Annotated in this window: 22 protein-coding genes; 6 read left to right on the top strand and 16 right to left on the bottom strand. The window is 65.5% G+C overall.

Features of this window, described 5'->3' with window-relative positions; genetic code table 11:
• Window positions 1-15: 15 nt before the first annotated feature.
• The 5 genes from AB1A62_RS13510 to AB1A62_RS13490 form a co-directional block, all read right to left on the bottom strand.
• Window positions 16-276: a hypothetical protein gene (locus tag AB1A62_RS13510; RefSeq protein WP_366661980.1), complete on the bottom strand. Its 261-nt coding sequence runs from the start codon at window positions 274-276 to the stop codon at window positions 16-18.
• A gap of 302 nt (window positions 277-578) precedes the next feature.
• Window positions 579-818, bottom strand: a complete 240-nt coding sequence (locus tag AB1A62_RS13505; RefSeq protein WP_366661979.1) for a YdcH family protein — start codon at window positions 816-818, stop codon at window positions 579-581.
• A 173-nt stretch (window positions 819-991) separates the two neighbouring features.
• The gene (gene betA, locus AB1A62_RS13500) at window positions 992-2,647 is read right to left on the bottom strand and encodes a choline dehydrogenase (protein WP_366661978.1); all 1,656 of its coding nucleotides are present in this window, start codon (window positions 2,645-2,647) and stop codon (window positions 992-994) included.
• Window positions 2,648-2,755: 108 nt separating this feature from the next.
• Window positions 2,756-4,213: a betaine-aldehyde dehydrogenase gene (gene betB / locus AB1A62_RS13495; RefSeq protein ID WP_366661977.1), complete on the bottom strand. Its 1,458-nt coding sequence runs from the start codon at window positions 4,211-4,213 to the stop codon at window positions 2,756-2,758.
• 294 nt (window positions 4,214-4,507) lie between these two features.
• On the bottom strand, window positions 4,508-5,716 hold the full coding sequence (locus AB1A62_RS13490; RefSeq protein ID WP_366661976.1) for a BCCT family transporter: 1,209 nt from the start codon (window positions 5,714-5,716) through the stop codon (window positions 4,508-4,510).
• A gap of 159 nt (window positions 5,717-5,875) precedes the next feature.
• Between AB1A62_RS13490 and betI the strand changes: the two genes are divergently transcribed.
• Window positions 5,876-6,451, top strand: coding sequence for a transcriptional regulator BetI (gene betI, locus AB1A62_RS13485; protein WP_366661975.1), 576 nt, complete (start codon window positions 5,876-5,878; stop codon window positions 6,449-6,451).
• 24 nt (window positions 6,452-6,475) lie between these two features.
• On the opposite strand, the gene AB1A62_RS13480 is transcribed toward betI, so the two are convergent.
• The 4 genes from AB1A62_RS13480 to AB1A62_RS13465 form a co-directional block, all read right to left on the bottom strand.
• On the bottom strand, window positions 6,476-7,513 hold the full coding sequence (locus tag AB1A62_RS13480; RefSeq protein ID WP_366661974.1) for a DUF1036 domain-containing protein: 1,038 nt from the start codon (window positions 7,511-7,513) through the stop codon (window positions 6,476-6,478).
• A 66-nt stretch (window positions 7,514-7,579) separates the two neighbouring features.
• A complete protein-coding gene (locus AB1A62_RS13475) occupies window positions 7,580-8,500 on the bottom strand; it encodes a DMT family transporter (protein WP_366661973.1) in 921 nt (306 codons plus the stop codon).
• Between the two features lie 94 nt (window positions 8,501-8,594).
• Window positions 8,595-9,527 (bottom strand): pirin family protein, encoded by a 933-nt coding sequence (locus AB1A62_RS13470; RefSeq protein ID WP_366661972.1) that lies wholly within the window; start codon window positions 9,525-9,527, stop codon window positions 8,595-8,597.
• 84 nt (window positions 9,528-9,611) lie between these two features.
• The gene (locus tag AB1A62_RS13465; RefSeq protein WP_366661971.1) at window positions 9,612-10,214 is read right to left on the bottom strand and encodes a LysE/ArgO family amino acid transporter; all 603 of its coding nucleotides are present in this window, start codon (window positions 10,212-10,214) and stop codon (window positions 9,612-9,614) included.
• Window positions 10,215-10,303: 89 nt separating this feature from the next.
• On the opposite strand from AB1A62_RS13465, the gene AB1A62_RS13460 reads away from it, so the two are divergent.
• From AB1A62_RS13460 to AB1A62_RS13450, 3 genes are read left to right on the top strand one after another with little or no spacing between them, the layout of a single operon-like run.
• Window positions 10,304-11,188, top strand: coding sequence for a LysR family transcriptional regulator ArgP (locus AB1A62_RS13460; RefSeq protein WP_366661970.1), 885 nt, complete (start codon window positions 10,304-10,306; stop codon window positions 11,186-11,188).
• Between the two features lie 16 nt (window positions 11,189-11,204).
• Window positions 11,205-11,897, top strand: coding sequence for a nitroreductase family protein (locus AB1A62_RS13455; protein ID WP_366661969.1), 693 nt, complete (start codon window positions 11,205-11,207; stop codon window positions 11,895-11,897).
• Between the two features lie 13 nt (window positions 11,898-11,910).
• Window positions 11,911-12,759 carry a hypothetical protein gene (locus AB1A62_RS13450; protein WP_366661968.1) on the top strand — a complete coding sequence of 283 codons (849 nt, stop codon included), beginning with the start codon at window positions 11,911-11,913 and terminating at the stop codon, window positions 12,757-12,759.
• 26 nt (window positions 12,760-12,785) lie between these two features.
• Here AB1A62_RS13450 and AB1A62_RS13445 read toward each other — a convergent pair whose 3' ends face one another.
• Both AB1A62_RS13445 and AB1A62_RS13440 read right to left on the bottom strand, forming a co-directional pair.
• Complete coding sequence (locus AB1A62_RS13445) at window positions 12,786-13,280, bottom strand: GNAT family N-acetyltransferase (RefSeq protein WP_366661967.1); 495 nt, start codon at window positions 13,278-13,280, stop codon at window positions 12,786-12,788.
• A 67-nt stretch (window positions 13,281-13,347) separates the two neighbouring features.
• Complete coding sequence (locus tag AB1A62_RS13440) at window positions 13,348-14,088, bottom strand: YebC/PmpR family DNA-binding transcriptional regulator (RefSeq protein ID WP_366661966.1); 741 nt, start codon at window positions 14,086-14,088, stop codon at window positions 13,348-13,350.
• Window positions 14,089-14,209: 121 nt separating this feature from the next.
• Here AB1A62_RS13440 and AB1A62_RS13435 point away from each other — a divergent pair, with 121 nt between their 5' ends.
• Window positions 14,210-15,985, top strand: coding sequence for an SLC13 family permease (locus tag AB1A62_RS13435; protein ID WP_366661965.1), 1,776 nt, complete (start codon window positions 14,210-14,212; stop codon window positions 15,983-15,985).
• 22 nt (window positions 15,986-16,007) lie between these two features.
• Here AB1A62_RS13435 and AB1A62_RS13430 read toward each other — a convergent pair whose 3' ends face one another.
• The 4 genes from AB1A62_RS13430 to AB1A62_RS13415 form a co-directional block, all read right to left on the bottom strand.
• A complete protein-coding gene (locus tag AB1A62_RS13430) occupies window positions 16,008-16,133 on the bottom strand; it encodes a hypothetical protein (protein ID WP_366661964.1) in 126 nt (41 codons plus the stop codon).
• A 116-nt stretch (window positions 16,134-16,249) separates the two neighbouring features.
• Window positions 16,250-18,028, bottom strand: coding sequence for an SLC13 family permease (locus AB1A62_RS13425; RefSeq protein WP_366661963.1), 1,779 nt, complete (start codon window positions 18,026-18,028; stop codon window positions 16,250-16,252).
• 213 nt (window positions 18,029-18,241) lie between these two features.
• Window positions 18,242-19,054, bottom strand: coding sequence for a TIGR00282 family metallophosphoesterase (locus AB1A62_RS13420; protein ID WP_366661962.1), 813 nt, complete (start codon window positions 19,052-19,054; stop codon window positions 18,242-18,244).
• Window positions 19,055-19,128: 74 nt separating this feature from the next.
• Window positions 19,129-19,626 carry a lactoylglutathione lyase family protein gene (locus AB1A62_RS13415; protein WP_366661961.1) on the bottom strand — a complete coding sequence of 166 codons (498 nt, stop codon included), beginning with the start codon at window positions 19,624-19,626 and terminating at the stop codon, window positions 19,129-19,131.
• A 109-nt stretch (window positions 19,627-19,735) separates the two neighbouring features.
• Between AB1A62_RS13415 and AB1A62_RS13410 the strand changes: the two genes are divergently transcribed.
• Window positions 19,736-20,623, top strand: coding sequence for a LysR family transcriptional regulator (locus AB1A62_RS13410; protein WP_366661960.1), 888 nt, complete (start codon window positions 19,736-19,738; stop codon window positions 20,621-20,623).
• Here AB1A62_RS13410 and AB1A62_RS13405 read toward each other — a convergent pair.
• Complete coding sequence (locus AB1A62_RS13405; protein ID WP_366661959.1) at window positions 20,620-21,177, bottom strand: 5-formyltetrahydrofolate cyclo-ligase; 558 nt, start codon at window positions 21,175-21,177, stop codon at window positions 20,620-20,622. The genes AB1A62_RS13410 and AB1A62_RS13405 overlap by 4 nt on opposite strands.
• Between the last annotated feature and the right edge of the window lies 1 nt (window position 21,178).

Genomic DNA, 21,178 nt, shown 5'->3' with positions numbered 1-21,178 from the left:
AGCGGAGCGCTGCAATCAGCCGCGCAAACGGTCCAGCAGGCGGGCCATCAGCGCGCGTTCCGCCTTGGCGGCTGCTTGGGGCGGCTGTTTGGGCTGGTCCGCCGGGGCCGGCTGCCACTGGCGCGCGCGGCCGGGCGCAGGCTGCTCCTGCCGCGCCGGGACCGCGGTTTCCGCCCGGATCACATTCCGCACCGCTGCCAGGATTTCGGCATCGGTGGCCTCTGACGGCACCCCTTCGATCTCCTGCCAGCGCCCCGGCTGATAGATCTGTCCCATCGGGTTACTCCTTCGCACACTACGCTGCACCCTTTGGCCTGAGGACAAATTCAGGCCGTAGTTTGTAGATAGTGCACCCGGTCACAATTTTGACGAATTTGCCTTAAATTCATCAAAATTACCCCGTTCCGGGAGGTAAATCCTCACCAGTTGGCCGGGCGGTCCGGCACTGTTGCCAATTCAGGGCTAATGCGGCGGCCGCGAATCCCCGGGCTGCCGGTTCGCACAGGGGAAGGCCCGCGTGCCGGATGCAAAAAAGGGGCGCCGCAGGCACCCCTTCTCCGTTGCGCCATCCGGCGGCATCACGCCTTGGACAGGATCCCCCAGATCTCATCCTTCAGGGCGGCGCGCTGTTTGCGCATTTCGGTCTCGGCCTGTGCGCTGACCGGCTCCACATTGGTTTCCGCCCGATGCACGGCGCGGTTCACCGCGTGGTAGTCTTCCGACAGCTTGGCGAAATGCGCGTCGGACTGTTTCAGCTGGCTCATCAGCGCCGCTTTTTCCGGGAATTCCTCGGCCAGTTCATGGGGAGTGTTGGACACCTGCTCGCTCCTTCTTCCTAGGGTCGGTTGCAGATTATTGCCTGCCCTGCCCGGCCACTTTGACGCGGATCAAAAGATGACCGCAGCGGGCGGATTTTCGGGAAAATTCCGGCAGCAAAAAGCCGCCCGCACAAAGGGGAGGTGGCGGGCGGCTTGCTGGCAGCGCAACAGGATCAGCGTTGCGCTTCGCGCCAGTTCGGGTTGAACCACGGCTCTGCGTTCGAGGACGGCAGGCGGCGGCCCAGGATGTGGTCGGAGGCCTTCTCGCCGGTCATGATCGAGGGGCCGTTGAGGTTGCCGTTGGTGATGCGCGGGAAGATCGAGCTGTCGGCGACCCGCAGGCCGTCCACGCCGATGACGCGGCATTCCGGGTCGACCACCGACATCGGATCGTCCGCCGCGCCCATCTTGCAGGTGCCGCAGGGGTGGTAGGCGCTTTCCACGTGCTCGCGCAGGAAGCCGTCGATCTCGTCGTCGGTCTGCAGGTGGTCGCCGGGCTGGATCTCGTGCTTGAGGAACGGTTTCATCGCGTCCTGGGCAAAGATCTCACGCGTCAGGCGCACGCATTTGCGGAAGTCGATCCAGTCCTGCTCGGTCGACATGTAGTTGAACAGGATGTTCGGCGCGTCCTTGGGATCGCTTGAGGCCAGCGTGACTTCGCCGCGCGAGGGCGAGCGCATCGGACCGACGTGGGCCTGGAAGCCGTGCCCCTCTGCCGCGGCCTGGCCGTCGTAGCGGACCGCGATCGGCAGGAAGTGGTACTGGATATCCGGGTAATCCACGCCCTTGTCGGAGCGGATGAAGGCGGCGCTTTCGAACTGGTTCGAGGCCCCCAGGCCGGTCTTGGTGAACATCCACTGGGCCCCGACCAGGCCCTTGCCCAGCAGGTTCCAGTATTTGAACAGGGTGATCGGCTGCTTGCAGGCGAACTGGAAGTAGAATTCCAGGTGGTCCTGCAGGTTCTGGCCGACACCGGGGCGGTCGGCGACCACCTCGATGCCGTGTTCTGCCAGGTGTTTGGCCGGGCCGATGCCGGACAGCATCAGCATCTTGGGGGAGTTCAGCGAGGAGGCGGCCAGGATCACTTCGGCATTGGCGCGGATCACCTCGACCTTGCCGCCGCGTTCGATCTCGACACCGACGGCGCGACCGTCCTCGATCACCACCTTGCGGGCAAAGGCGCGGATCAGGTCGCAGTTTTCACGTTTCAGCGCGGGCTTCAGATAGGCGTTGGCGGCGGACCAGCGGCGGCCCTTGTAGACCGTCATCTCCATCGGGCCGAAGCCTTCCTGCTGCTCGCCGTTGTAGTCGGAGGTGACCGGGTAACCGGCCTGCTCGCCCGCCTTGACGAAGGCGTCATGCAGCGGGTTGTCGCGGGGGCCGCGGGTCACGTGCAGCGGGCCGTCCTTGCCGCGCCAGTCGGGGTCGCCGCCGTGGCCGCGGTCGTTCCAGGTTTCCATGCGCTTGAAGTACGGGAGCACGTCGGCATAGGACCAGCCCGCCGCGCCGCTTTCGGCCCAGTGGTTGTAGTCGCCTGCGTGGCCGCGCACATAGACCATGCCGTTGATCGAGGAGGAGCCGCCGATCACCTTGCCGCGCGGGCAGACCAGCTCGCGGCCGCCCAGGTGCGGCTCGGGCTGGGATTTGTAGCCCCAGTCATAAAGCGGCATGTTCATCGGGTAGCTGAGCGCGCCCGGCATCTGGATAAACGGCCCGGCATCGGTGCCGCCGTGTTCGATCACCAGGACCTTCTTGCCGGCCTCGCTGAGCCGGTAGGCCATGGCACAGCCGGCAGAGCCGGCCCCGACAATCACATAATCCGCGTTCATTTCCATTCTCCATCCGGCAGCCGGAAGATCTGGACTGCTGCCGTTTTCTTCAGATTGGGCGGGCGCGCAGGGCGCCCTGCCCGGCCGTTGCTTGCAGGCGGATGCCGATCAGAACGCCGCTTCGACGTCGCCCATGCGGACGTAGACGGATTTCACCTGGCTGAAGTGCTTGATCGCCTCTTTCGAGTTCTCGCGGCCCACGCCGGAGGCCTTGACCCCGCCGAACGGCGCCTCGACCGGCGCGTCGTTGTAGGAGTTGATGAAGCAGCTGCCCGCCTCCAGCTGGCCGATCACCCGGTGGGCGCGGCTGAAGTCGTTGGTGAAGACGCCGGCGGACAGGCCGAACTCGGTGTCATTGGCGCGGGCGATAACCTCTTCCTCGGTGTCGAAGTCGAGGACGGACATCACCGGGCCGAAGATTTCCTCGCGCGCGATGGTCATGTCGTCGGTCACATCGGCAAAGACGGTCGGCTGAATGTAGTAGCCGGGCATGTCGGCACGGTTGCCGCCGCAAACAACGCGGGCGCCTTCCTCTTTGCCCTTTTCGATGTAGCCCAGCACGATGTTCATCTGGTTCTCGGTGACCATCGGACCGAAGCTGGTGGCCTCATCCATCGGGTCGCCCAGGATGGCATTGCCGGTACGCTCCGCCAGGCGGGCGAGGAATTTCTCCTTGATGCCTTTCTGCACGAACACGCGGGTGCCGTTGGAGCAGACCTGGCCGGAGGAGTAGAAGTTGCCGTTGATGGCGCCGCCAACGGCGTTGTCGATGTCGGCGTCATCAAAGATGATCAGCGGCGACTTGCCGCCCAGCTCCATGGTGACGTGCTTCATGCCTTCGGCGGCGGCGGCATAGACCTTCTTGCCGGTCGGCACCGAGCCGGTCAGCGAGACCTTGTCCACGCGCGGGTCGGTGACCAGCGCGCCGCCGACCTCGCCCATGCCCTGGATGACGTTGTAGATGCCGGCCGGGGCGCCGGCCTCGTGCAGGATCTCGGCCACCTTCAGGGCGCAGAGCGGCGTGGTCTCGGAGGGTTTGAACACCATCGAGTTGCCGCAGGCCAGCGCAGGCGCGCCTTTCCAGCAGGCGATCTGGGTCGGGTAGTTCCAGGCGCCGATGCCCACACACAGGCCCAGCGCCTCGCGCACGGTGTAAACCCAGTCCTCGCCCATCGGGATATGCTCGCCGGTCAGGGAGCCTGCCAGGCCGCCGAAATATTCCAGCGCGTCGGCGCCGGAGGTGGCGTCGGCGACCAGAGTTTCCTGCAGCGGCTTGCCGGTGTCGTAGGTTTCCAGAACCGACAGTTCGTGGTTGCGCTCGCGCATGATGTCGGCGGCGCGGCGCAGGATGCGGCCGCGTTCGGTGCCGGTCATCTTGGCCCAGGCCTTCTGGGCTTCCTTGGCGGTGGACAGCGCCTGCTCCACGATTGCGGGGGTGGCGGCGTAGACGGTGGCGATCTGCTCACCCGTCGCGGCGTAGATCACCGGGATCGGGGTGCCCGCGGTGTCTTCGACGTATTCGCCGTTGATGAAGTGGCTGGCCTTGGGCTGGGCGGGGTGGGTCATGATACTCTTGTCCGATCTGTTCAAGGGTTTCAGTGCTGCCGGGGCAGCAATTGCGGGGTCTTCGTATGACTGGCAGAGGGTGCTGCCAGCGGGTTCAGTTGCGGGCCGGTCTGCCGGTTGGCAGGAGCGTCCGGGAGAAGCGGCTTTCTGGGGCCTGGGGCTGGAGCCGCTTGTCGCAGACCTCCGCGGAGACGGCGGTGTGCAAAGGCGCCTGGCAGGCCCGAAGGCACCGCCAGGCAGTTAGAGGCTGAACCGACTATTCGGGGAAACAGAGGTCCAGCCGGGAGACCGCCCTTAGTGGGCCGCCTTGATCTTTTCGAAGTCTAGCGTGTTTTCCTCGGGCGAGGCGTCGATGCTCATCACTTCGCTGCGTTTGAAGGCCAGGATGTAGGCCAGGCAGGCCACATAGATGGCGATCACGATGGTGCCGATCCACTGGATCTGCAGCCACTGGCTCTGGAAGGCCAGGGTCAGGCCGAAGAGCACAACCGCGTTGCCGAGCACGTAAGGGATGGTGCCGAAACGCTTGGCCGTCAGGTTCAGGTTGTCGGTGTAGAGGCGGATCAGCGAGTCAAACGAGTTGACCACGAAGATGATGCCCACCGCGACCATGGAGACGTTGATCAGCAGCGTCGTTTCGATGCTGTTCAGGTGGTAATAGTACAGCACCGAGAACCACACACCCAGCGGGATCGACGGGAAGATCAGCAGCGCTGCCAGAACCTGCCAGGTGCGCAGGCCGCCGACAAAGCGCGAGGTGAACTGGCCGATCATGATCGACCATGCGAACCACCAGAACAGGTAGAACTCATGATAGTCGGTCAGCGGCAGGATGAACTTGTGGATGTTGGCGAAGTAGCCGCCGATGTTGGAGGCGGTGTCCGCGAAGGCGCCCAGGCCCATGCCGGCATAGGCCCACATGCCCAGGATCAGCGCCATGAACAGCACCGTGGAGCCGACCGACAGGATGCGGACGTATTTGATGTCGGTGGAGGAGAAGGCGGCAAACAGGATCACCAGGAAGGTGATGACGTAGAACGCCGGGATCACCGTCTCGCCGTCGCCCATGAAGGTGGCGTAATACGGCAGGTAGATCAGGAACAGCGCGCCGGTGAAGGCGCAGGTGCCAATGATCACGATGTTGTTGATCCACTTCACCAGCGGGATCTCGAAGAACTTCACCCGCGGTTCGATGACGCAGAAGTAGAAGGTCGTCAGGAAGTAGAAGCCCCAGATCAGGAAGCCCCAGAAGCCGAACTCCAGCGCCAGCGGGTTGGTGAAGCCATAGGCCGGTTCCGCCGCGGTGTCCGCATAGAGCGGGAAGTCCCAGGCCAGCGGGAACATGATCAGGCCCACGTCCAGACCGGAGGTGAACAGGATTGCGATGAAGGTGAAAAGGTGAACGGGGGTCACGCCGACGTTGCGGACGTTCCACCACTTGATCACGCAGAACGCCACCAGCGCAAAGGCCAGCAGGATCCCGAACGAGATGATTGAAGTCATATGTCCCTCCCATTTCCGGGCGGTTACCGCCCTAAGACATGGGAGGAGTACATATCACAGCAGACTGAGGCGCCAAACAGTTTTTTAAACGGCCATTCAAGTTTCGGATTCACGAGAACAACAGTTGAAACGCCGGCCCAATTGCCGCACAACTTAATCATGAGCAGGAAACGCATCCGGGACATCCGCAACGAGGAGCTGATCGAAGCCACCATCGTTGCCGTGCACAAGCGTGGTTACGGCGTTGTAACCATGGCGGAAATCGCACGGGAGGCCGGGGCGTCGGCGGCCTCGATCAACTACTATTTCGGCTCCAAGGAAGGGCTGATGGAAGCCACGATGCTGCATCTTCTGGGCAAGCTGCGCCGCGCGATGAGCGAGGGTTACGCCACTGCGCGCACCCCGCGCGAGCGGCTGTATGCGGTGATGGATGCGAACTTTGCCGACGATCTGTTCACTGTTCCCCAGTGCAGCATCTGGATGCAATTCTGGGCAAATGCCCCCTATTCGCCCCGGCTCAGCCGCCTGCACCGAATCAACCGGGCCCGGGTGCGCAGCCATTTCCTGGCCGAGCTGCGGGCGCTTTTGCCGGCCCAGCGGGTGGAAACCGCCCGCCAGGCGTTGCAGTGCTACATGGACGGGGTTTGGCTGCAGGCGGCGCAATCGGAAGAGGCGCTGGACCCGGAGGATGCCCGCGCCGCAGCGCACCGGGTGGTGGACCTGGTGATCCCCTGATCCCCAGATCCCCAGGGGCAGGCGCTATTGCAGCCGCCTGTAGTCCAGCCGGATGCCGCGCGGCAGATAGATCAGCGTCATTCTGTCCTCCGTCAGGGATTTGATCCGGTAGCACAGGCTGGAGTCGCGCAGGCTGTCCCAGGCCAGCAGGAAGTCCCCGCCCCCGGCTCCCTTGCAGCTGCCCTGGACCGCGATGAATTCCGGCGACATCTCGACGCCCTCGTAGCGGACCCGGCGCTGCGCGCCGGAAATCGAAAAGCTGTCGTAACGATTGCTTTCCGACACCCACTCTCCCTGCATCTGCTGCAGCATCCTGTCGAACCGGTTCGGAACCCGCGGCGTGACGCTGTGCAGCTCCAGCTCCCCGAAAGAACCGAAGGTGGCGATCATCTCCCCGTCGATGGCCAGCGGGGCGCCGCGCAGCAGGCCCAGAAGGTAAGTAAAGACTGGATCGGAGATCTGCACCCTGCCCGCGGCGCCGATTTCCATGCCGTTGCCGACGAACTTGCAGGTCACCATTGCCGCTGATGCCTGCTGTGTGCAGCCCTGAAAGACCACATCCACCGCATAGTGCGACCCGTCCGCATGCAGCGCCGCGTGCTGCGCGTCGTGGCGGATCTCCCGCAGCGCCGCTGCCGCAGCGCCGCCGCTTGCGGTTTGAGAACGGCCGCTGAGCGGAATCGTCCGGTCCTCCGCTCCTGCCTGCGCCTTGGCAAACCCCTGCCGGGATTGGCCCGGCAGCTCGCAAGCAGCATCATCCGCGATCCGGAACCGCCCCGGAGCGGTGCAGAACCGGACGCTGTCGTCCCGGAAACTGTAGCCGGGGCCTTCGACGCGGAAATAGAAGAATTTTCTGCTGTAGCCCTGCGGCGCCGGCTCCACGCAGCCGCCCGGCGGCAGCGGCTGCCATCCCTGGGCCACCCATCGGCCGCCGGTGTGCAGAGTCACAGCCAGCTGATGCAGGGCTTCCGTATCGTTGCAGATGCGGGTCCCGGCCTGCACCGCTGCCGTATCGTAAAACGCCGCCAGCAGCAGGGCCGGCAGCCAAAGGCATTTCATCATTCACGGCCCCTGGGAGTCTCCGTAAGATCGGGAGGTTACGCCACTATTGTAACACCCATAAGACGATCAAATACCAGGGACATTACCGGAAGATGAAAGGGATTTCCTTTTTATCCTGGCTTCACGCCAGGAGATGAAGCTGACCGCCGCCAGGATCAGGCCGCCGCCGGAGATCACCCAGATGTCGGCGGGCTCGCCAAAGGCCAGCGCGCCCAAGAGGGTGGCCCAGACCAGCTGCAGGAAGGTGACCGGCTGGGTGACCGCCACGGGCGCTGCGGCAAAGGCCAGCGTCATGGTGTAATGGCCCGCGGTGGCAAAGCAGGCGACGCCGAACAGGATCGCGGTCTCTGCCAGGGTCGGCGTGACCCAGGCCGCCAGGGCGAAGGGGGCAAGGCCGATGGTGACGAAGATCGACAGCATCCCCACCACCACAGCGGGGCTGTTGCTGCCGACGGTGAATTTGGCGATCAGGTAGGAGGCGCCGAAGGAGACCGCGGTGAACAGCATGGCGACATGGCCGGGCGAGACCTCGCGGAAGCCGGGGCGCAGGATAATCATCGCGCCCACCAGCGCCACTGCGATGGCGGTGATGCGGCGGAAGGCCAGCTTCTCGCCCAGGAACAGCGCCGCACCAAGGGTGACATAGACCGGCGACAGGTAATTCATCGCCGTGACCTCTGCCAGCGGGATCTGGGTCATGGCGTAGAACCACAGGATCACCCCGGCGGTGTGCACCACGCCGCGGCCGGCGAACAGCGCCCAGAGCCGCGGGGTCAGATGCGCCTTGCGCAGCGCGCCGGCCATCGGGATCAGGAACACCAGCCCCAGCAGATAGCGCAGAAAGGCGCTTTCGGCGGGCGGGATGCGGGTGCCGAGCGATTTAACCAGCGCCGTCACCGCCACGAAGCAGAGGCCGGTCACCACCATCCAGAACACGCCCTTGAGCGGGTTCTGCGTTTGCTGGACAGGGGCGGCGGTCTGGCTCATGACGGTCACAGAACACCCGTTCGGGCGGCGGCACAAGAGTTCACATGTGAAATATTTCCAGTCGGGCAGCTTTCTGCCCGGAAACGCTGCGGCGTCACGGCAGCGGGATGAACTCCTGATCATCGCCCGGCGGCAGCTGGAAGCGGCCGTGCTGCCAGTCGCCCGCGGCCCAGGAGGCCTTGGCCTCCTCGATCCGGTCGCGGGAGGAGGCGACGAAATTCCACCAGATGTAGCGCGGCCCGTTCAGAGTCTCGCCGCCCAGCGCCATCAGCCGGGCGCCCTCAGGCCCGGCGGTCACGGTGATCTCATCGCCGGGGCGGAACACCATCATGCGGCCCGCGTCAAAGGTCTCGCCGGCGATCTCCACCGAGCCCTGGGTCACATAAAGCCCGCGGTCCTCGTGGTCGGACGGCAGCGGCAGCTTGGCGCCCGGGTGCAGCACCACATCGGCATAAAATGTTTCGGAATAGAGGGTTGCGGGGGCTTTCTCACCCCAGGCGGAGCCGAGGATCAGGCGCACTGTCTTGCCCTCGCCCTCCAACACCGGCAGCGCCTCCTTGCCGTGGTGCTCAAAAGCCGCCGGAACATCCTCGTGGCTGTCGGGGAGCGCGATCCAGGTCTGGATGCCGAACAGGCTGCTTTTGCCCTGGCGGGTGGCGGCGGAGGTGCGCTCGGAATGGGTGACGCCCTGCCCGGCCACCATCCAGTTCACCTCGCCCGGGTAGATCATCTGGTGGGTGCCGAGGGAGTCGCGGTGCTCGAATTCGCCCTGATAGAGGTAGGTGACGGTGCCGAGGCCGATATGCGGGTGCGGGCGCACGTCGATGCCCTGGCCGGTCAGAAACTCGGCAGGCCCGGCCTGGTCAAAGAAGATGAACGGCCCGACCATCTGGCGGCGCGGCGCGGGCAGCGCACGGCGGACCTCAAAGCCGCCGAGGTCGCGGGCGCGCGGGATGATCACCGTCTCGATCGAGTCGAGATCGCCCGCATCGGGGCATTGCGGTTCCAGTGCCGGATTCCAGCTCATCTTTCCCTCCTGTCTGCTGTCATGGGGGAAAGGTAGGGCATTTCTGCGCAGGCGATAGGCCTGCCTGCGCACAAGCGCTGTTCGTCACATCAGCAGCAGCTTGGCGGCAATCGCCCACATGGTGAGGCCGACGATGGCATCCAGCACCTGCCAGGCGCGCGGGCGGGCAAAGACCGGGGCCAGCAGGCTGGCGCCATAGCCGAGGGTGAAGAAGAAAGTGAAGCTGGCGATGGCGGCCCCGGCGGCGAAGACCAGCGGTTCGGGATACTGGGCGGAGATCGAGCCCAAGAGCACCACAGTGTCCAGGTAGACATGCGGATTGAGCCAGGTGAGCGCCAGCACGGTGGCCAGCACAGGCAACAGCGCCGCGCCTGCGCCCTCCTGCGCGGCCTCCAGCGTTTCTCCGCCCTGCCAGGCGGCGCGCAGGGCGCGGGCGCCGTACCAGACCAGGAAGGCCGCACCGCCCCATCGCATCGCCTGTTCGAACCACGGCACCGCCAGCGCAAGAGAGCCGAAGCCGAAGACGCCCGCAGTGATCAGAACCGCGTCGGACCCCGCGCAGGTCAAGCAGATCCAGAACACATGCTGGCGCCGCAGCCCCTGGCGCAGGACAAAGGCGTTCTGGGCGCCGATCGCCATGATCAGGCTGAGGCCCAGGGCAAATCCGGCAATCAGGCTGGGGGGCATTGCTGTCTCCATCGTTGTGCTGGGATTTGACTAGCGGCCGCCGCTCCCTTAATCCAGTTAATGAGTTTCAGGCCAGATTAGAGTTTCTAATGCAGATGGACCCCAGCCAGCTGGCAGCATTGAGCGCGGTGCTGCGTCTTGGCTCGTTCGAGGCGGCGGCGCATGCGCTGGCAGTGACGCCGTCAGCCATTTCGCAGCGGATCAAGGCGCTGGAGGACCGCATCGGCGCCGCGCTGGTGCTGCGCGGGGCGCCCTGCACCGGCACCGCGGCGGGGCTGCGGATAGCCAAACACGCAGAGGACATCGGCCTTTTGGAGGCGCAGCTGGCGCGGGAGCTGGCGCTGGAAGCGGATCACGGCCCGGTGCGGCTGCGGATTGCGGTCAATGCCGACAGCCTGGCGAGCTGGTTCATTGATGCGATGGCGGCGGTGGAGGGCGTGCTGTTCGACCTCCTGGTGGACGACCAGGACCACAGTGCGGAATGGCTGAAGCGGGGCGAGGTTTCGGCAGCCGTCACCGCCAGCTCCAAGCCGGTGACCGGCTTTGACGCCCATCCGCTGGGCACGCTGGATTATGTGGCGACCACCAGCCCGGATTTCTTGGCGCGCTGGTTTCCGGACGGCGTCACGCCGGAAGCCGCTGCAAAAGCGCCCTGCCTGATCTTCAACGCCAAGGACAACTTGCAGCGGCTGTGGCTGGAGCGCAATGTGGCGCCCGGCCTGGCGCCGCCCGCGCATTACCTGCCCTCGACCCAGGCCTTCATCGATGCTGCGGCCGCGGGGCTGGGCTGGGGGATGAATCCTCTGGCGATGGTGGAAGCGGACATCCGATCGGGCCGCCTGGTGCCGCTGATTCCGAAGACCACGCTGCCGGTGCCGCTCACCTGGCAGGTGGCGCGGGTGATGGCCCCGGCCCTTGCCGAGGTGACCCGCGCCGTGCAGAAATCGGCGAGACAGTATCTGACGCAACGCTAGACCGGAATGCCCGCCCATGTTCTCGAAAGACGCCCTGAGCTACGAACCGCTGCCCCTGCCTGATCGGGCGGAGTATTCCGATGCGGAAATGCAGGAAAAGGCGGCGGCGTTCCTGGCGCATATGCGGCGGCGTCACACGGTGCGGGATTTTACCGGCCAGCCGGTGCCGCGCGCGGTGATCGAGGATTGCATCCGAGCGGCCGGCACCGCGCCGTCGGGCGCCAATCACCAGCCCTGGTTCTTTGCCGCGATCTCCAACCCTGCGCTGAAGGCGCGGATCCGCGAAGAGGCCGAAGAGGAAGAGCGCCGGTTCTATGCCGGCGGTGCGGGGGATGAGTGGATCAAGGCGCTGGAGCCGATCGGCACCAATGCTGACAAGCCGCATCTGACCACCGCGCCCTGGCTGATCGTGGTCTTTGCCCAGCGCTGGGGCGAGTTCGAGGACGGCACGCGCTACAAGAATTACTACGTGCCGGAGAGCGTGAACATCGCCACCGGCGTCCTGCTGACGGCGCTGCATACGGCGGGTCTGTGCAGCCTGACGCATACGCCGAACCCGATGAAATTCCTGAACGGGGCCCTGGGCCGCCCGCCCTCGGAGAAACCGACCATGATCATCGCGGCGGGCCACCCGGCAGAAGACGCGACTGTTCCCTCCGTTGCCAAGCTGAAGAAGCCGCTCGAGCAGATCTGCCAGGTGTTTGAATGATGCAGGCCGCCGGATGAGCGCCGGCGCCTTATCCCTGCCCCGCAGCCTGCTGCTGCAGGTGGCACTGCCGCGGGGGGCAGTGCTGCTGGGGTGGCTGGCGCTCAATCACTGGATCCGGCTGCCGGTGCCGCTGGCCTTTGTGCTGATCGCTGCGGACGGGCTGTTCGTTTTGTGGCAGGCCCGGGCCTTTCTGCGCAGTGCTGACGCGCATGTGCAGAGCACCGGCGCGATGGCGCCGGTCTGGGGCGGCTACCTGCTGCTGCTGTTTGCGGGCTTTGCGGCGCTGACGCAATGGTGGGACGCATTGCTGATTGCCCGGGCGGTGGAGGAGCCCGCCTATGCAGAACAGCGGCGGAAGGAGCGGGAGGCGCTTTACAGCCTGTCCGTGTCCGGGGATGGCCGGACGCTGATCTTTGACGGCGAAATCACCTTTGGCCTGACCAAACGGATGCGGCAGCTGGCAGAGGAAAACCCGGGCGTGGGCCTGGTGGCGCTGACCGGTCCCGGCGGGCTGATCGCCGAGGCGCGCGGCGTTGCCCGGCTGGTCCGGCAGCGGGGCTGGCACACCCGCGCAGACGGGCTGTGCGCCTCGGCCTGCACGCTGATGTTTGCCGCCGGCACGGAACGCAGCCTGGGGCCGGACGGGCAGCTGGGCTTTCACAGCTATGCGCTGCAGTTCGAGAGCGGCCTGCCGCAGATCGACCTGCAGCGGGAACAGGAGAAAGACCGCGCCTTCCTGCTGGGACAAGGGGTCAGCCCGGAGTTCGCTGAGCGGATATTTGCGGTGCCCAGCGCGGAGCTGTGGCTGCCGGGCAGCGGCGAATTGCACCGTGCCGGGCTGATAAGGCCGGACCCGCGCTGAGCGCGCCGGCGCTGCGGCCAAGCATGTCAGACGGCAAGCTCCTTGGTCATACGGTAGTTATGCAGCGCCACCCCGCGGCGTTCGATTTCGCGCCGGGTCTCTACGGTGAACCCCTGGCGCAGGAAGAACCGCCGGGCGGCCTCGCTGGCCTCCACAAAAAGGGACTTGAGGCCGAGGCTGCGCGCTTCTGCTTCCAGCCGTTCATAAAGCGCGGACCCTGTGCCGGTGCCCGCAACCTGCGGGTGGCAGTAAAAGCAGTCGATATGGCCATCAAGCTCCAGTTCGATGAAGGCCTGGGGCTGGTTCTGCGTGTCCGCGGCGACAAAAACGCGTCGGCCATCGGCGGCGCGGCGGGCCCATGCTGCCGCCGGGGCGGGTTCCGGGCTCCAGGCACGCAGCTGTTCGGGTCTGTAATCGCGGGCGCCGATGCCATGAACGGCGGCATGGAAGATCTGCGCGAGCGCTGCGGCGTCCGAGGGGCGGAACTCTCTGATCTGCATCGGGGGACCTTTCAGGGTCATTCTTGAAGGCCGGAAAGCAAAAGGCCCGCCGGGCTGGCGGGCCTTGGAAATTTAATCATGCGGCGGATCAGAGCTGCGCCATGACCTCGTCGGTGGCTTCGAAGTTGGTGGTGACGCGCTGCACGTCGTCGTCGTCTTCCAGCGCATCGACCAGCTTCATCAGCTTCTGCATGCCTTCCAGGTCCAGCTCGGTGGTGGTGGTCGGCCTCCAGACCAGCTTGGTCGACTCGGATTCGCCCAGCTCTGCTTCCAGCGCGTTGGACACATCGTTGAGGTCGCTGTCGGCGCAATAGATGATGTGGCCGTCCTCGGAGCTCTCGACATCCTCGGCACCGGCTTCGATCGCCGCCATCATCACGGTGTCGGCGTCGCCGACGGAGGCCGGGTAGGTCACTTCGCCCTTGCGGTCGAACATGAAGCCGACCGAGCCGGTCTCGCCCAGGTTGCCGCCGTTCTTGGAGAAGGTGGAGCGCACGTTGGAGGCGGTGCGGTTCTTGTTGTCGGTCATCGCCTCGACGATCACCGCAACACCGTTCGGGCCATAGCCCTCATAGCGGATTTCATCGTAGTTCTCGGCGTCGCCGCCGACGGCCTTCTTGATGGCGCGCTCGATCACGTCCTTGGGGACGGACTGCGACTTGGCCTCTTTCACGGCCAGGCGCAGTCGCGGGTTCTTGTCGGGATCGGGGTCGCCCATCTTGGCGGCCACGGTGATCTCCTTGGCCAGCTTGGAAAACAGTTTTGACCGCGCCGCGTCCTGACGGCCCTTGCGGTGCTGAATGTTAGCCCATTTTGAATGGCCTGCCATGGTGCATCCTTGCTGCTGTAACTTTGAATTGGCGCCCATATAGCCTTGCAAGGCGGGGGCTTTCAAGCGCCCTGCCCCGCTTTGCCCTTGTTCCGCGGGGTTTCGGGGATAAGCTGGCGCCATGACATATGAACAAGCCGTTTTGTTTGCGTTATTTACTGCTGTCTTTGCCCTGCTGCTGTGGGGGCGTTTCCGCTATGATCTGGTGGCCTTTGCCGCGCTGATGGCGGGCGTGGTGCTGGGGGTGGTTCCAGCCAAGGACGCCTTTGCCGGGTTCGGCCATCCTGCGACGCTGGTTGTGGCGCTGGTGCTGGTCGTCTCGGCCGGGCTGGTGCGCTCCGGCGCGGTGTTCCTGATCACCCGGACGCTGGTGGACAGCGCCCGCGGCCTAGGCGGCCATATCGCGCTGATGGGCGGGGTAGGCGCGGTGCTGTCGGCCTTCATGAACAATGTGGCGGCGCTGGCATTGCTGATGCCGGTGGACATCCAGACCGCGCGCAAGGCGGGCCGCGCGCCGGGGCTCAGCCTGATGCCGCTGTCCTTTGCCACTATCCTCGGTGGCATGGTCACGCTGATCGGCACGCCGCCCAACATCATCATTGCCGCGATCCGCGGCGAAACGCTGGGCGAGCCGTTCCGGATGTTCGATTTTGCCCCGGTGGGCGGGATTGCAGCGCTGGCGGGCCTCGCCTTTGTGGCGCTGATCGGCTGGCGGCTGATCCCGGCGCGGGAAAATGCGGCCGGCGCGTCCGAGGCGCAGCTGGCGCCCTATATCGCCGAGCTGACAGTGGGCCACGGGTCCGAGCTGATCGGCAAGCGGCTGGGCACGTTGGACGAGGAGGCCGAGAAGGCGGATGTGGCGATCCTGGGCCTGATCCGGGACGGCAAGCGGCGGTACGGGCGGGCTGTTGCTGCAATTCTGCGCGAGGGCGACACGCTGGTGATCGAGGCGGAGCCGGAAGCGCTGGACGAGTTCCGCAGCGCGCTGAAGCTGGAGTTTGCCGATGCCGCCCGGCAGGAGAAGCTGACGGCGGCGGGTGAAGGGCTGGAGCTGGTGGAGCTAGTGGTGCCTGAATCCGCGCGCATCCGGGGCCGGACCGCGCAGTCCATCGGGCTGGCCTGGCGGCAGAGCGCGGTGCTGCTGGGGATTTCCCGCCAGGGCACGCGGATCACCCGGCATATCCGCCAGACCGAAGTGCAGGCCGGTGATATCCTGCTGGTGCTGTCCCCGCGCGGGCGCAGCGCCGATGTGGCGGACTGGCTGGGCTGCCTGCCGCTGGCCGCGCGCGGCCTGGCAGTAACGGCCAACGACAAAACCTGGGCCGCCATCGGGCTGTTTGCCGCTGCTGTCCTCGCGGCCTCCGTCGGGCTGTTGTACCTGCCGGTGGCGCTGGGGCTGGTGGCCATCGGCTATGTGCTGCTGAAAATCCTGCCGGTGGCGGAGATCTATGACCATGTGGAATGGCCGGTGGTGGTGCTGCTGGGGTCGATGATCCCGCTGGGGGCGGCACTGGACAGCTCCGGCGGCACGGCGCTGATTGCCAACGCGCTGACGGGGCTGACCGCGGGCCTGCCGGCCTGGGCGGTGCTGACGGTGCTGATGGTGGTCACCATGACCCTGTCGGATGTGCTGAACAACACGGCGACGGCGATTGTTGCGGCGCCTGTCGGCATCCAGATGGCAGAGACGCTGGGCGTCTCCCCGGATCCGTTCCTGATGGCGGTGGCGGTGGCGGCCTCCGCCGCCTTCCTGACCCCGATCGGGCATAAGAACAACACGCTGGTGCTGGGCCCCGGGGGGTATCATTTCGGCGACTACTGGCGGATGGGGCTGCCGCTGGAGGCGCTGGTCATCGCGGTGTCCATTCCGGCCATTCTGGTGTTCTGGCCCTTGTGAGCGGTGCAAACAGGCGGTCGGCCTACTGCGCCTGCTCCTGCTGAACCGGGAGCGCGCGGGCGGCGCCGCCGGTCTGGGCTTGCGACACCAGTGCAATCGCGGTTGAGCCGGCGAGGACGACAAACAAGAACACTTTTCTGAAACTCATGGCCTTGGCCCTTATGAAGACACTGCTCCTCTCCATATGGGCAAAATATTAACAGTTTCATGTAACCGGGGTCACAGAAGGCGGCTTTTCGCCGCCGTTTTTAGCATTCGGCAGGCTTAGAGCGGCCAAAAGAAGGGGATGATCAGCGAGGCAACCATGCCGACGGTCAGGTTCAGCGGGATGCCGACACGCAGGAAGTCGGTGAATTTGTAGCCGCCCGGGCCGTAAACCAGCGTATTGGTCTGATAGCCGATCGGCGTCGCAAAGGACGCCGAGGCCGCCACCATCACCGCCACCACCAAGGGGCGCGGATCCACGCCCATCGCCTGGGCCAGACCGATGGCAATCGGCGTTACCACCACCGCGACGGCATTGTTGGACACCAGCTCCGTCAGCACCGACGTCAGCAGGTAAACCGCCCAGACCAGCAGGAACGGCGGCAGCATCGACAGGCCGGGGGCGATGGCGTTGACGATCAGGGCCACCGCCCCGGAGCTTTCCAGCGCCGCGCCGATGGCCAGCATCGAGAAAATAAGCGCCAGCAGCCGCCCGTCGACAAAGGAGAACGCCTCATCCGCGTCGATGCAGCGGGTGATGAAGACCAGCGAGACCATCAGCACCGACAGCATCAGGATCGGCGCCACCCCGAAGGCGGCCAGCAGCACGATGCCCAGCAGGGCGGCAACCGCAATCGGCGCGTGGCTGCGGCGGTAGGCGCGCTGGGTCGGCTGCGAGACGTCGGCCAGGTCCATATCAGCGGCCAGACGCTGGATGTCGGCCGGTGCGCCCTCCAGCAGCAGGGTATCGCCGACCCGCACCACCAGGTCGTCGAGCTGCACGCCGATGTTCTGGTTCCGCCGGTGCACCGCCAGCGTATAGACGCCGTAGCGGCGGCGCAGGCGCATGGCGCCCAAGCTGCGGCCCACCATCCGGCAGCCGGGGGTGATCAGCACTTCGACGGTCTGGGTCTCCACCGCGGAGACCTGATCGACCCGCTTCAGCTCCTTGTTCGACTGCAGGCTCAAGAGCTCTGTCATCCGGGTCCGCAGCACCACCCGGTCGCCGACCTGCAGCTCCACCCCCTCGAGGTTGCGGCGCAGCGATTCATCGCCGCGGATCACGTCGATGAGCCGCACGCCGGGACGCTTGAACAGCTGCACGCCAGTCACTTCGCGGCCGATCAGGTTGCTTTCCGGCGGGATCACAGCCTCGGTGAAGAATTTCATCCGCGACTTGTCGCTAAGCAGCTCTGCCATGCTATCGCGGGCCGGCAGCAGCCGCGGCGCGATGAAGCGCAGGTAGACCATGCCGTAGACCACCAGGATCAGGCCCAGCGGCGTGACTTCGAATATGGTGAAGGGTTTCAGCCCCTGCGCGCGGGCGACACCGTCCACCAGCAGGTTGGTCGAGGTGCCGATCAGTGTCAGCGTGCCGCCCAGGATCGCCGCGTAGCTGAGCGGGATCAGCATCTTGGAGGCGGAGACTTTCATGGTGCGGGCGATCTGGATGAAGACCGGGATCATCACCACCACCACCGGCGTGTTGGAGACCACCGCGGAGGCTGTGACAACAAATGCCATCAGCAGGGCGATCGCCAGCTTGGGGTTCACCTCTGCCTGTTTCCTGGCGATCTGGGTAAAGGCATCCAGTGCGCCGGTGCGCACCAGCGCCCCCATGATGATGAACATCGCCGCAATGGTCCAGGGCGCTGGGTTGGACAGCACCGGCAGCGCTTCCTGGTAGGGCAGAACGCCGGTGGCCAGCATCGCCGCAACACCGGTAAGCGCCACCACTTCGGTCGGATAGGTTTCCCGCAGGAACGCCACGAACATGGCCAGGACAATTGCAAGCGCCACAAACGCGCTGCCGGTGTCAGCAAATTGAAAGTACTGCATATGCCGTGACTTTGCCCATTTTGTTTAAGGCGGGGTTAGCGCGCCAGCCAGCGCCCCGCCATCGCGCAGTTTCCCCGAAACCCTTTGGCTGAGCAAGGATTTCTGAAAACACAGGCTGTCCGCGGTGCGGAAAGGGCGTTTTGCCCGGGAAACTGCGGTTTCGCCGGATGTTCCTCCCGCCCTGCGGTTGCGGGCAAGGACAGCAGCTCCGGTTCAGAGAGCCGCTTCCTGCAGCAGCCCGCCGTTGCGCACCATGCGAATCTGCTTGGCGGCGCCGGTGCGGTCGTCGGTTTCGACAAACACGCCGGACAGCGTCGCCTCGCCGTTGGCAGGCGTGAAGCGGGTCTTGGGCATTCCGGTCAGGAACCGGCGCATCGGTTCGGCCTTGTCCATGCCGATGACCGAGTTGTAATCGCCGCACATGCCGGCATCGGTCAGGTAACCGGTCCCCTCGGACAGGATCTGCGCATCCGCGGTCGGCACATGGGTATGGGTGCCCACCACCAGCGAGGCACGGCCATTGCAGAAATGGCCCATCGCCATTTTCTCCGATGTCGCCTCGCAATGCATATCGACGATGATGGCCTGAGCAAGCCCGCCGCGGGGATGGGATTTCAGCACCGCCTCCACCGCGCCGAAAGGGTCGTCGAAGGCGCGTTTCATGAACACCTGGCCCAGCACCTGCACCACCAGCACCTTGCGCCCGCCCGGCGCCTGGAACAGGCGGTAACCGCGGCCCGGCGCGCCCTTGGCAAAGTTCAGCGGCCGGATGATACGCTGTTCCTTTTCAATGAACTGCAGCATGTCCTTCTGGTCGAAGGCATGGTCGCCCAGCGTCAGGCAGTCGACACCGGCGTCCAGCAGAAGCTTGGCATGCTCGCCGCTGAGCCCCATGCCGTTGGAGGCGTTTTCGCCGTTCACGACAACAAAATCGAGCCGCCATTCCTGCCGCAGCCGCGGCAGGGTTTCGGTGATGGCACGGCGCCCGGCGCGGCCCATCACATCGCCAAGGAAAAGAATACGCATGCCCGGCTGGTAGGCAACGCGGCGCCAAAGAGCAAGGCCCCGCGTTGCGATTTCACCGCTGTGTGGCGCCGGGTTCAGCTGTAGGCGCCAGCCGAGTAGGTCAGCTCATAGCCGTGCGAGTAGATCTCGAAGACGTTGCCGAAGGGGTCTTCGACATAGACCATGCGATAGGGTTTCTCGCCCGGGAAATATTCCCGCACGGGCATCCGCTGCTTGCCGCCGGCCGCGACGATCTTTTGCGCCAGGCCCTCGACGTCGGGATCCTGCACGCAGAAGTGGAACACACCGTGGCGGCGGTAGTCCAGATTGTCCGACGGCGCGTAGTTACCGTCGAATTCGAACAGTTCAATGCCGACGCGGTCAGCGGTGGACAGATGGGCGATGCGCAGCCGCGACCAGCCTGCGCCGAACACATCCGTGCACATGCGGCCGATGTCACTGTCGTCCTCAACCACTTCGGTGGGTTTCATAATGACGTAGAAGCCCATGACTTCAGCATAGAATTTCACCGCGGCGTCCAGGTCCGGAACAGACAGGCCGATGTGGGAAAAGCTGCGCGGGGCGGTCAGCATGTTAGTCTCCTTGGCTGATGTTTCGCTTGTTTCAAGCAGGAGATAGGGTTGCGCCGACAGAATGAAAAATTATCATTTGTTATTCCACTCATAACAAAATGAGCCATCTATGCTGAATGCCACTTGGCTGGAAACCTTTACTCTACTCAGCAGGCTGGGCAGCTTCACCCGTACCGCGGCGCGGCTGAACATGACCCAGCCGGGGGTCACGCAGCACGTCAAGAAGCTGGAGCAGCAGGTGGGCCGGCCGCTGCTGGTCCGGCACGGCAAAAGCTTCAGCCTGACGGATGCAGGCACCGCGGTGGCCGCCCTCGGCCGCAGGCGCCAGGCTGAGGAGGAAGCGCTGCGCCAGGAGCTGGGACAGGACGACCCGGGCCGCGGCCATGTGCGCATCGCCTGCCCCGGCGGTCTGGCGGTTCTGATCTACACCGAGGCTGAGCCGCATCTGACGCGCTGGCCGGAGCTGACGCTGTCGCTGCAGGCCGCCCCGCAAGCCTCGATCGAGGCGCAGCTTTTGTCCGGCGAACTGGATCTGGGGATCCTGCACCGCAAGCTGGACGCGCCGCGGCTGGAGGCGGAGCGCCTGGGCCGTGATCCGCTGAACCTGATACTGCCTTTGGATGCGGCGGACAGGCCCGGCCTTGAAGAGTTGCAGGGCTTGGGGCTGGTTGACCACCCCGACGCAGCGGCCCTGGCAGACCGGCTGCTGGCAGCGAATTACCCGGACTACCGCGGGTCGGCCGGGCTGCGGCGGCGGGCCTTTCTCAACCAGATCGGGCAGATCCTGAGACCGGTGTCAGCCGGGGCCGGTTACACCATCCTGCCGCAAAGCGCAGTTCTGGCGCAGCAGGGCCAGGGGCAATTGCGCACCGCGGCCCTCGCGGCGCCGCTGGAGGATGATCTGTGGCTGATCCGGCAGCGGCAAAAGGCGCCCCCTGCCCGGCTTGCGTTTTTTGAGGCGGCGATCCGGGGCATTTGCGCCCGGCTGGCAGATTAGAACTGCAGAACGCGGCTTTCGGTGACGATCATGTCGAGCGGCTGGTCGGTGGGCTCCAGCGGCAGATCCTCCGCCTCCTGCGCGTCGAAGGCAAAGCCGATGGCCAGGGTGCCCCGCTTGCCGCGCAGCAGCTCCAGGGTGCGGTCGTAGAAACCGCCGCCATAACCGAGCCGCCCGCCCTTGGTGTCAAAGGCCACCAGCGGCACCACCAGGATTTCCGGCTCAAAGAAGTCATCAACCTCGGGCACCATGGCGCCAAACGGGCCTTCGCGCAGCGCACCTTCGGGCTGCCAGCGGCTGAATTTCAGCGGCTGCCCGGCGCCCAGGATCACCGGCACGCCGACGGGGCCGTGCGCCGCGGCTTCGGCCATCGCGGGCAGCGGGTCGATCTCGGTGCGGATCGGCATGTAGCCCGACAGCGGCACGCCGCGGTAGCCCGCCAGCACCTCCGACAGGTGGCCTGCGGCGCCGGCGATGTTGCGGGCGTGCGCCTCCTTGCGGCGGGCGAAGGCGGCCTTGCGGGCGGCGGCCTTGATTTCGGTCAGATCCGTCATG

It is taken from the genome of Leisingera sp. JC11 (assembly GCF_040704725.1).
Classification (GTDB): domain Bacteria; phylum Pseudomonadota; class Alphaproteobacteria; order Rhodobacterales; family Rhodobacteraceae; genus Leisingera.
This window is presented reverse-complemented; position numbering and strand designations above follow the sequence as displayed.